This window comes from Gammaproteobacteria bacterium (assembly GCA_021648145.1).
Taxonomy (GTDB): domain Bacteria; phylum Pseudomonadota; class Gammaproteobacteria; order JAADGQ01; family JAADGQ01; genus S141-38.
In genome coordinates this window covers 1-10,039 of sequence record JAKITI010000031.1, presented here as the reverse complement: position 1 = coordinate 10,039, position 10,039 = coordinate 1, and the positions used below count along the sequence as shown (strand labels likewise).

At 43.3% G+C, this 10,039-nt stretch carries 11 protein-coding genes; 9 read left to right on the top strand and 2 right to left on the bottom strand.

The genetic code is table 11. The annotated features are described in order from the left end of the window. The first annotated feature begins 222 nt into the window (after positions 1–222). The 8 genes from hisB (at position 223) to L3J70_12590 (ending at position 6,077) form a co-directional block, all read left to right on the top strand. Complete coding sequence (gene hisB / locus L3J70_12625) at positions 223–816, top strand: imidazoleglycerol-phosphate dehydratase HisB (protein ID MCF6237193.1); 594 nt, start codon at positions 223–225, stop codon at positions 814–816. Beyond that, a complete protein-coding gene (gene hisH, locus L3J70_12620) occupies positions 817–1,461 on the top strand; it encodes an imidazole glycerol phosphate synthase subunit HisH (GenBank protein ID MCF6237192.1) in 645 nt (214 codons plus the stop codon). It abuts the gene before it with no gap. Positions 1,462–1,494: 33 nt separating this feature from the next. Then, a complete protein-coding gene (hisA, locus tag L3J70_12615; protein MCF6237191.1) occupies positions 1,495–2,235 on the top strand; it encodes a 1-(5-phosphoribosyl)-5-[(5-phosphoribosylamino)methylideneamino]imidazole-4-carboxamide isomerase in 741 nt (246 codons plus the stop codon). A gap of 5 nt (positions 2,236–2,240) precedes the next feature. Further along, positions 2,241–3,014: an imidazole glycerol phosphate synthase subunit HisF gene (gene hisF / locus L3J70_12610; GenBank protein MCF6237190.1), complete on the top strand. Its 774-nt coding sequence runs from the start codon at positions 2,241–2,243 to the stop codon at positions 3,012–3,014. Next, positions 3,014–3,412: a phosphoribosyl-AMP cyclohydrolase gene (gene hisI, locus L3J70_12605; protein ID MCF6237189.1), complete on the top strand. Its 399-nt coding sequence runs from the start codon at positions 3,014–3,016 to the stop codon at positions 3,410–3,412. The genes hisF and hisI overlap by 1 nt, the downstream gene beginning before the upstream one ends. A 4-nt stretch (positions 3,413–3,416) precedes the next feature. After that, a complete protein-coding gene (gene argC, locus L3J70_12600; GenBank protein ID MCF6237188.1) occupies positions 3,417–4,448 on the top strand; it encodes an N-acetyl-gamma-glutamyl-phosphate reductase in 1,032 nt (343 codons plus the stop codon). A gap of 32 nt (positions 4,449–4,480) precedes the next feature. Beyond that, positions 4,481–4,831, top strand: a complete 351-nt coding sequence (gene erpA / locus L3J70_12595) for an iron-sulfur cluster insertion protein ErpA (GenBank protein ID MCF6237187.1) — start codon at positions 4,481–4,483, stop codon at positions 4,829–4,831. A 100-nt stretch (positions 4,832–4,931) separates the two neighbouring features. Beyond that, positions 4,932–6,077 (top strand): citrate synthase, encoded by a 1,146-nt coding sequence (locus L3J70_12590; protein ID MCF6237186.1) that lies wholly within the window; start codon positions 4,932–4,934, stop codon positions 6,075–6,077. Between the two features lie 8 nt (positions 6,078–6,085). Here L3J70_12590 and L3J70_12585 read toward each other — a convergent pair whose 3' ends face one another. Both L3J70_12585 and L3J70_12580 read right to left on the bottom strand, forming a co-directional pair. Beyond that, the gene (locus L3J70_12585; protein ID MCF6237185.1) at positions 6,086–7,192 is read right to left on the bottom strand and encodes an anhydro-N-acetylmuramic acid kinase; all 1,107 of its coding nucleotides are present in this window, start codon (positions 7,190–7,192) and stop codon (positions 6,086–6,088) included. A gap of 3 nt (positions 7,193–7,195) precedes the next feature. Next, positions 7,196–8,563, bottom strand: coding sequence for a peptidoglycan DD-metalloendopeptidase family protein (locus L3J70_12580; protein ID MCF6237184.1), 1,368 nt, complete (start codon positions 8,561–8,563; stop codon positions 7,196–7,198). Between the two features lie 136 nt (positions 8,564–8,699). On the opposite strand from L3J70_12580, the gene tyrS reads away from it, so the two are divergent. After that, on the top strand, positions 8,700–9,899 hold the full coding sequence (tyrS, locus tag L3J70_12575; protein MCF6237183.1) for a tyrosine--tRNA ligase: 1,200 nt from the start codon (positions 8,700–8,702) through the stop codon (positions 9,897–9,899). The last annotated feature ends 140 nt before the right edge of the window (positions 9,900–10,039 follow it).

Sequence of the window (10,039 nt, the reverse complement as noted above, 5' to 3'; positions counted from 1 at the left end):
AGGTATTTATCATTGACATCACCGATGTCGTGATCAATACTCTCAGCAGGGGCTTCTTTTTGGCTAAAATTCTTGCTTCGTCTGCTTCAAGAACTTCTATATCACACCCAGTTACTCTCTCTTTACCTCGCTTTGCATGCTTTTCGAGACTTTACTCTTTCCAATAACGCCTGTTAACGTTATCCTAGCGGGCATCATTAAGCCAAAATTAGGAGTCAAAAAATGGCTGATCGTACGGCTAAAATTAAACGCGATACTCTAGAAACCCAGATTGAAGTTTCAATTAATTTAGATGGTAAAGGGAAGTCGAATCTGAATACCGGTGTGCCTTTTTTTGATCATATGCTGGATCAAATTGCTCGTCATGGAGTGATTGATATTGACATTAAAGCTAATGGTGATTTGGAAATTGATGCACATCATACAGTGGAAGATGTAGGGATTGCGTTGGGGCAGGCTTTTTCTGAAGCCTTGTCAAATAAAAAAGGTATTTATCGCTATGGCCACTCTTATATTGTTCTAGATGAAGCGTTATCTCGGGTCGTGATTGATTTTTCTGGACGACCTGGTTTGCAATATCATGTGGACTATCCTCGTGCAAATTGTGGCCAGTTTGAACTTGATTTGTTACAAGAGTTTTTCTCTGGTTTTGTCAATCATGCGTGTGCCACACTGCATATTGATAATTTAAGAGGCCAAAATTCTCACCATATTGCAGAAACTATTTTTAAAGCATTTGGCAAAGCACTGCGCATGGCTGTTGAGCATGATTCACGTATGCAAGGTGTATTGCCTTCAACAAAAGGTTTGTTGTAAATGAAAAAAATAGTTGCCGTTATTGACTATGGAATGGGTAATCTTCGTTCGGTATCAAAAGCATTGGAACACGTAACGACAGACACTGCTGTGGTTGTTACGAGTGATTTTCAAGTGATTAAAAGTGCCAGTCATATAGTCTTGCCTGGTGTCGGCGCACTACGCGATTGTATGTCTGAAATTAAGCGTCTGGATTTGATTGATTTGCTAGGCGAGTGCGCTAAAAATAAGCCATTTTTAGGGATTTGTTTGGGTATGCATGCCCTGCTTGATCATAGCGAAGAAAATGCGGGTATTGATGGTTTGGGTATTTTGCCAGGTAATGTTTTGCACTTTGAAGATAGAATTAAGCCATCAGGCAGTGATCGATTAAAAATTCCACATATGGGCTGGAATGAAGTAAAGCAATCTAGAGCGCATCCGTTATGGAGTGGGATTGCGGATAATAGTCGTTTCTACTTTGTACACAGTTATTATGTGAAACCTGAAACATCAGAGTTGATGGCTGGGGCGACCGACTATGGACTTGAGTTTGCGTCATGCATTGCTCGGGATAATATTTTTGCAGCTCAGTTTCACCCTGAAAAGAGCCAGCAGGCTGGTTTGATACTGTTGAGTAATTTTTTGCAGTGGGATGGTTCGTAGGAGCATTCGCTACTTTTTGAAGGATATTTGTTTATGTTGTTAATACCCGCCATAGATTTAAAAGATGGAAAGTGTGTTCGTTTGCGCCAGGGCATTATGGAAGATGATACGGTTTTCTCTGATGATCCTTTGGCGATGGCGGATCAGTGGGTTGAAGCGGGTGCGCGTCGTCTGCATCTGGTTGATCTGGATGGAGCCTTTGCAGGTAAACCCGTCAATGGCGATGTGATTAAGCGAATTGCACGTAAATATCCTGATGTTCCGATTCAAATCGGTGGAGGAATCCGTGATGTGGAAACCATTCAGGCTTATATTGATGTTGGTGTTCAGTACGTCATTATCGGAACAAAAGCGGTGAATGAACCTGAATTTATTGCTGAAGTTTGTAAAAAATTTCCAGGGCACATTATTGTCGGATTAGATGCTAAAAATGGCAAAGTGGCCACGGATGGTTGGGCTAAAGTTTCTGAACACGGTTTGATTGATATGGCTAAACGCTTTGAAAAGGATGGCGTGGAAGCAATTATTTACACGGATATTAACCGTGACGGCATGATGGAAGGGGTGAATGTAGAATCCACGGTTGAACTGGCTCAGGCAATTAATATTCCTATCGTGGCTTCAGGTGGTATTGTCAATCTGGATGATATTCGTGCGCTATGCGGTGTGGCGGATCAAGGCATTATGGGTGCGATCACCGGACGAGCCATTTATGAAGGTACTCTGGATTTTGCTGAAGGGCAAAAATTGTCAGATCAGTTGCTGAAAGGTTAATTATTATGGGGCTGGCTAAACGTATTATTCCTTGTTTGGATGTCGATGATGGACGCGTTGTTAAAGGCGTACAATTTGTTGGAATCCGTGATGCAGGTGATCCCGTTGAGATTGCCGAGCGCTATGATAAACAAGGGGCGGATGAATTGGTGTTTCTTGATATTACCGCCAGTCATGAAAATCGTGACACCATGCTGCATATCGTGGAAGAGGTGGCAGGTAAAGTCTTTATTCCTCTGACAGTCGGTGGTGGAATTCGTACTCTGGAAGATATTCGTAACGCACTGAATGCTGGTGCAGATAAAGTAGGGATTAATTCAGCGGCGGTCTATCGGCCTGAGTTCGTCAAAGAAGCGGCAGAGAAGTTTGGTTCACAATGTATTGTTGTTGCCATTGATGCTAAAAAGGTCAGTCAAGAAGGCGAGGCCTTGCGTTGGGAAATTTTCACTCATGGAGGTCGTAAACCGACAGGGCTGGATGCCATTGAATGGGCCGTCAAAATGGCGGACTATGGTGCGGGAGAAATCTTGCTGACCTGTATGGATCGTGATGGCACGCGTGATGGTTTTGATATTGCTCTGACGCGAGCTGTGTCTGAAGCAGTTCCTGTGCCGGTGATTGCTTCTGGGGGCGTAGGTACGTTGGCGCATTTAGCTGAAGGTGTGACTGAAGCTAAAGCCGATGCTGTGTTGGCAGCCAGTATTTTTCATTATGGCGAATATACAGTTGAAGAAGCTAAACAGCATATGGCAGCGAAGGGTATTGAGGTTCGTTTGTGATGTCTGAGTTCGGCAGTGAACAGTGGCTTGATGATATAAAGTGGACAGATGATGGCTTGGTTCCGGCTATTGCTCAGGATGAAAAAACTGGTCAAGTTCTAATGTTTGCCTGGATGAACCGAGACTCTTTGGCGCTGACGGTGAAAGAAAACTATGCAGTATACTGGTCTCGTTCACGAAAAAAACTATGGCGAAAAGGCGAGAGTTCAGGGCATCAACAAAAGGTTAAGTCTATTCGAATTGACTGTGACCGAGATGTTATTTTGATAACGGTTGAACAAGTCGGTGGCATTGCTTGTCACACTGGACGCATGAGCTGCTTTTATCAGCAGTTAGAGAACAACCAATGGGTGGCTGTTGAACCACCAATTAAAGACCCAAAAGAGATTTATGGATAGTTTGATGATAAAAGTCGGTGTTGTAGGTGGAACGGGTTATACCGGTGTTGAGTTGTTGCGGCTGTTGGCGGGGCACTCACAGGTTGAATTACGAGTGATCACTTCTCGTTCAGAAGCAGGTTTACCTGTGGCAACGATGTTTCCTAATCTACGTGGTCATGTTGATCTGGCATTTAGTGTGCCGGACTTACCGGCTTTAAAAGAGTGTGATTTGGTATTTTTTGCAACACCGAATGGCACGGCGATGACGATGGTGCCTGAATTGCTGGCAGCCGATGTCCGAGTGGTCGACCTGGCAGCAGACTTCCGAATTCGTGATGTTGATGTTTGGCAGCACTGGTATGGAATGAAGCACGCATGTCCAGACCTGATCAATAAAGCCGTTTATGGCTTGCCTGAAGTGAATCGCGAAGAGATTAAAGAGGCATCCTTGATTGCCAACCCGGGTTGTTACCCAACGGCAACACAGCTTGGTTTTTTGCCACTCGTGGAGCAGGGTTTGGTTGATTGCAGTTCACTGATTGCGGATGTGAAGTCAGGAGTGAGTGGTGCAGGTCGTGGCGCGAGTGTAGCAGGGCTGCTATGTGAAACCAGTGAGAGCATGAAAGCGTATGCTATTGCAGGGCACCGTCATCAGCCTGAAATTGTTCAAGGTTTGAGTTTGGCGACTGATCAATCGGTGAGTCTGACTTTTGTGCCTCATCTGACTCCTATGCTACGTGGTATTCAAACGACTTTATATGGAACATTGAATGATACGAGTGTTGACTTGCAAACACTCTTTGAAAACCGTTATGCGGGCGAACCTTTTGTTGATGTGATGCCCGCAGGTTCATTGCCTGAAACACGCAGTGTAAAAGGAGCAAATACATGTCGGATTGCGGTGCATCGTCCTTTAGATGGAAGCAGGGTAGTGATCTTAGCTGTTATTGATAACCTAGTTAAGGGGGCGGCTGGTCAGGCTGTGCAAAATATGAATATTATGTTCGATCTAGATGAGCGAGCAGGTTTGAATGGCATTGCATTATTGCCATAAATAATTGATTTAAGAATTTGGAGTGTAGTGTTATGAGTGCAGTTGAAACTGAAGAGTCTTTGATTATTTTTACTGATAGTGCCGTAGCTAAAGTGGCGGAGTTGATCACGGAAGAAGATAATGAGGCACTGAAATTGCGTGTATTTATTAGTGGTGGTGGTTGCTCGGGCTTCCAGTACGGGTTTACTTTTGATGATGAAGTTAATGATGATGATACTATTGTTGAAAAAGGTGGGGTAACCTTGTTGATAGATGCGATGAGCTATCAGTACTTGGTTGGAGCTGAAATTGATTACACTGAAGGGCTTGAAGGTGCTCGATTTGTGATTAATAATCCAAATGCACAAACAACCTGTGGTTGCGGCTCCTCTTTTTCTGTCTAACCTAAATTACGAAGTGCTTTTATAGAAATGGGGGCTTGGCTCCCATTTTTTGTTAATATGGTGTTTTTATTTTGCTAGTTTTCTTCAGGGTGTTTTTTTGATGACAACGTATGTGCCCGGTCTGGAAGGTATTCCAGCGACTCGCTCGAGTGTATCTTTTATTGATGGTGAAAAAGGAATTTTAGCATACCGAGGTTATCCTATTGCTGTTTTAGCAAAAAATAGCTCATTTGAAGAGACCTCATGGCTACTTTTGGAAGGGCGCTTACCATTAAAACATGAGCTGACGGAGTTTTCTGACCATCTGCGCGAGCACCGTCACCTTGAACCTCCTATTCTAAAAATGATTGAAAGTCTGCCACTAGCAGGCCATCCGATGAAAATGCTGCAAACAGCGGTTGCCGGGTTGGGTATGTTTTATGATGAGCACGGCGCGCCTTCGAGCGTTGTTGGTTCGAATGGTGGAGAGTCACTTAAAATTTTAGCATGCATGCCAACCATGGTTGCGGCATGGGAGTCCATTCGTCATGGGCGCAAGCCTATTGCGCCGCATGCAAAGTACTCTTTTGCGGAAAATTTTTTGTATATGTTTACAGGGCAGGAGCCTGACCCAGTATTAGCTAAAATATTTGATACATGTTTAATACTTCATGCAGAGCATACAATTAACGCATCTACATTTGCTGCATTGGTGACAGGGTCAACATTGGCCAGTTCTGATAGTGTGATATCAGCGGCTATTGGTACTCTTTCAGGGCCACTGCATGGTGGTGCAAATCAAAATGTCTTGGAAATGTTGCATGAAATAGGTTCCCCTGAAAAAGTAAAACCTTGGTTAGATAATAAGCTGGCAAACAAAAAAATAATTTGGGGCTTTGGGCATCGTGAATATAATGTGAAAGATCCAAGAGCAACGATTCTTCAAGGCTTGGTTGAAAAGCTGACTCAGAGTAAAGGAAGAGAGGTCGGCCCTCTATTTGAAACGGCGATGGCGCTGGAAGTGGCGGTTGAAGAGCGCTTGGCAGAGAAAGGTGTTTATGCGAACGTTGATTTTTACTCTGGCATTCTTTATGCGGAAATGGGTTTCCCTGTTGATCAGTTCACCTCAATATTTTCTGTTTCCCGTACGGCAGGATGGTTAGCCCATTGGGCTGAGCAGTGTGCAAATAATCGAATTTTTCGGCCGACCCAAGTGTATGTTGGGGAGTCTGAGCGCCAATATATTTCACTAGAGAAGCGAAAATAATCGGTGCTTTATGAAGGAGAGTAGACCCCCCCCAAAACCGCAGGATGCCGAGCGCCTGTAACGGCTGGGATGTTTCCTGGTTTTTCATCAAGTCTTTGCCTGGCTAGCCAGGCAAATGCAATGGCTTCCATCCAGTCAGGGCTAATGTTTAGAGTTTCACTGGACTGAACGGTGCATTTAATGTGGTGACGTAACCGGGAATATAATGTTTTATTGTGAATGCCACCTCCACACAGCAATACTCTATCTGGCGCGAAAGATGTGAGTGCTTCTGCGATACTGATTGTGGTTAGTTCGCAAAGTGTTGCCTGGATATTTTCTTCGGGAATAGTGTCAGGTTGTGCGCCCAGGTGATGTTCTAACCACTGAATATTGAAATATTCTCGCCCCGTACTTTTGGGTGGAAGGCACTTAAAATATGGGTCTGAGATCATTGCGCTCAAAAGTTTTTTGTGGATTTGGCCGCTAGCAGCCCATTGGCCATCTTTGTCGATCAACTTTCCCTTCCGCTGATAAATCCAGCTGTCCATAAGAACATTGCCAGGGCCTGTATCAAAACCCGTTACATTTTGATCTGCTTTGGAAGGAAGAATGGTCACATTTGCCATGCCACCAATATTGATAATGGCTCTATTTTCTTTATAGCTACGAAAAACTGCATTATGGAATGCAGGAACAAGAGGGGCTCCTTGACCACCGGCAGCAATGTCATGTCGTCGAAAGTCCGCAACGGTTAAGAGACCTGTTTTTTCTGCAATGATGTTGGGGTCTGCTATTTGCAGCGTGTATGGTGTTTTATTTTCAGGGTGATGGCGCACTGTTTGCCCGTGAGAGCCAATAGCACGAATATCTTTAGTGCTTATTTTTGCTAGGTCAATCACCTTTTTTGCAGCAATAGAAAATAACAAACCAAGTTCGACATCTAATTCAGCCATCTCCCCCACTTCGCCATGAGAACATAACGCAAGTAGTCGTTCTCTTAATTGGGGAGAAAACTCTGTATTTGTGTGTGAAATTAATGTTGGGGTGGCGTTTGAAAAGTCGACTAATACAGCATCAATACCATCCATGCTGGTGCCTGACATTAAGCCAATGAATAGATTGGATTTGGGCATATTCTATTGCAGAAGTGCGATTTTAGTGTCTTTGTAGCGTTCAACCATAGCAAGTATTTGTTCGGCGTGTTTTTTGAAATCAGATTTGTATTTTGAATTAATTGGAGCTGCATTAGGCAGTTTAACCTTTAATGGGTTGCGGTGAACACCACCAACACGGAATTCATAATGCAAGTGTGGCCCAGTTGCTAGGCCTGAGCTTCCAACGTAGCCAATTACTTGCCCCTGTCTGACGCGTTTGCCATTGCGCATTCCTTTTGCAAAGCGAGACATGTGTGCATAGAGTGTGCTGTATTTTTGACCGTGTTGTAGAATAATTGTATTTCCATACCCCCCCTTTGTACCTTTGAATGTAATTTTTCCATTGCTTGTGGCTTTGATAGGTGTGCCTTTTGAAGCGGCATAATCAACACCTTTATGAGCGCGTATACGGTTAAGTACTGGATGTTTTCTTTTAAGGTTAAAGCGAGAGCTTATGCGGGCGAAATCGACAGGGGTGCGCAAAAATTCTTTACGCATGCTGTACCCTTTTGGATTGTAGTAGTCGACATGGCCGTTATTGTCTTTGTAACGAATAGCCTGAAATGTTTTGTTGCGATTAGTAAATTCTGCAGCCAATACTGCCCCATCTCGTATCTTTTTTCCATCACGATAAAGTTCTTCATATAAGACAGAGAAACTATCACCTTCTCGAATATCCAGTGCAAAATCAATATCCCAACCAAAAACTTCGGAAAGCTCCATAACAATGTTGTCTGAAAGATTTACGTCCATCGCAGCAAGAAATAGCGAGTTCTTAATGGTATTGCTGCGAAAACTGGTTTGAACGTCTAGGGGGTTGTGAAGCGTTTTGGCTGTAAATCTATTGTCTTCTAGTCGAACAACCAGAGTATCCGCTTTGTTGATTTCATAACGTAACTCTTTAAGCTGTTTCTCTTGGTCAAACTCCAGTATGAGTTTGTCTCCAGGTTGGATACGTTTCAGTGCGGATGTTTTTGTGCCAAGTGCCATGATGTTATGAAGATAAAGTGCGCTGATATTGTGAGCATCAAAAACCTTGGAAACAGTATCACCACTTTTTATTGTGATATTTTTTATGTCTCTGCTGGGTTTTGGTGTTTCAGTTTTTGTGTGAGGTGCTGTGGTCTCTAAGGGTAGTGAAAGTGAGGGGGTGACATCACTTTCTATGGAGGAAAGCTCCATTTTTTTTGTTGCTTTAGCACTGTCCGTTGCAAAACTAAAAAAAATAATTACGCCTAGTACGCAAGCACACAGCAGGGTGATGAGGCGAGGCATTTGTTTGCCGTGTTTAGGTGAGCGTGTAAGCGGTAATGCGCTGTGGTCACGAATAGTAATTGGTTTGGGCGTCACTTTTCTTTCTCATGGATGATGGCACTTAACTAAACATAGCCTGATTGGAGGTGTCAGGTCAATAGTTTGAATTTCATTTTGCGAACAAAGACCATGGTATTATCGGCATGTTATCGGAGAACTTTAGGAAACATAAATGGGATCAACGACAAATGCTCTGTTAGAAATTCAGCGCGGAGCTGAAGAAATCTTATTGTTAGATGCTTTAAAAGAAAAGCTTTCAAGAGGTAAGCCTTTAAGAATTAAAGCAGGGTTTGATCCAACTGCACCTGATTTACACTTGGGGCATACCGTACTGTTGAATAAATTACGTCAGTTTCAAGAGTTAGGGCATGAGGCGCTATTTTTGATTGGTGACTTTACCGGCATGATCGGCGATCCAACAGGAAAAAATGTGACACGTAAACCACTAACTCGTGATGAAGTAGTCGCTAACGCGCATACTTACGAAGAGCAAATTTATAAAATCCTTGATCCTGAAAAAACAGTTGTGATGTTTAACTCTGAATGGATGGGAGAGATGAGTGCGGCGGATCTGATTCAATTGGCATCAAAGCAAACAGTTGCACGGATGTTGGAGCGGGATGATTTTAAAAAGCGTTATGCAAATAACCAACCTATCGCCATTCATGAGTTTATCTATCCATTGGTGCAGGGATATGATTCTGTCGCAATGCAGGCAGACGTAGAATTGGGTGGGACAGATCAAAAATTTAACCTGTTGGTCGGACGTGAACTGCAGCGCCAATATGGACAAGAGCAGCAAGTTGTATTGACAATGCCTTTGTTGGAAGGGCTGGATGGTGTGCAAAAGATGTCCAAATCGCTGGGCAATTATATAGGAATTACCGATGCACCCGATGAGATGTTTGGTAAAATAATGTCAATTTCTGATAGCTTGATGTGGCGCTATTTTGAGCTGCTGAGCTTTCGGTCTATTGGTGAGATTGAGTGCTTTAGAGTTGATGTTCAGGGTGGAAAAAACCCGCGTGATATTAAGTTTATTTTAGCCAAAGAGATTGTAGCGCGCTTCCATAGCGCTAAAGCTGCGGACTCTTCACAGGAAAATTTTGTGGCACGTTTTCAGAAAGGGGCTATTCCAGATGAGGTTCCTGAAGTTATTGTTGATGGGAAAGGTAAGTCACTTTTGATTGCAAATATACTGAAGAATGCAGCACTTGTCTCAAGCACCTCGGAGGCTATGCGTATGATTAAGCAGGGAGCGGTGCGTATTGGCGGTGAGCGTGTAGAAAATCAAAAGCTGGAGGTTTTTCAAGGGACATCTCATATTTACCAGGTCGGAAAGAGGCGTTTTGCCAGAATTACTATAAAATAAAAGCAAGAAAGCAGTTGACGAAAGTGTGAGGTGGTGTAGAATGCGCATCTCTTTTAGGACAAGGCTATTTGTTTAGTTGGTTTGAATATTGTTCTGGCTCTTTAAAATTTTGAAGCAAGATAAAGTAATTTGTGTGGGTA

Bases quoted from the DNA above. Each gene is read 5' to 3' on its own strand.
- hisB (MCF6237193.1), top strand. From the start codon at position 223: ATGGCTGATCGTACGGCTAAAATTAAACGCGATACTCTAGAAACCCAG.
- hisH (MCF6237192.1), top strand. From the start codon at position 817: ATGAAAAAAATAGTTGCCGTTATTGACTATGGAATGGGTAATCTTCGT.
- hisA (MCF6237191.1), top strand. From the start codon at position 1,495: ATGTTGTTAATACCCGCCATAGATTTAAAAGATGGAAAGTGTGTTCGT.
- hisF (MCF6237190.1), top strand. From the start codon at position 2,241: ATGGGGCTGGCTAAACGTATTATTCCTTGTTTGGATGTCGATGATGGA.
- hisI (MCF6237189.1), top strand. From the start codon at position 3,014: ATGTCTGAGTTCGGCAGTGAACAGTGGCTTGATGATATAAAGTGGACA.
- argC (MCF6237188.1), top strand. From the start codon at position 3,417: ATGATAAAAGTCGGTGTTGTAGGTGGAACGGGTTATACCGGTGTTGAG.
- erpA (MCF6237187.1), top strand. From the start codon at position 4,481: ATGAGTGCAGTTGAAACTGAAGAGTCTTTGATTATTTTTACTGATAGT.
- L3J70_12590 (MCF6237186.1), top strand. From the start codon at position 4,932: ATGACAACGTATGTGCCCGGTCTGGAAGGTATTCCAGCGACTCGCTCG.
- L3J70_12585 (MCF6237185.1), bottom strand. From the start codon at position 7,192: ATGCCCAAATCCAATCTATTCATTGGCTTAATGTCAGGCACCAGCATG.
- tyrS (MCF6237183.1), top strand. From the start codon at position 8,700: ATGGGATCAACGACAAATGCTCTGTTAGAAATTCAGCGCGGAGCTGAA.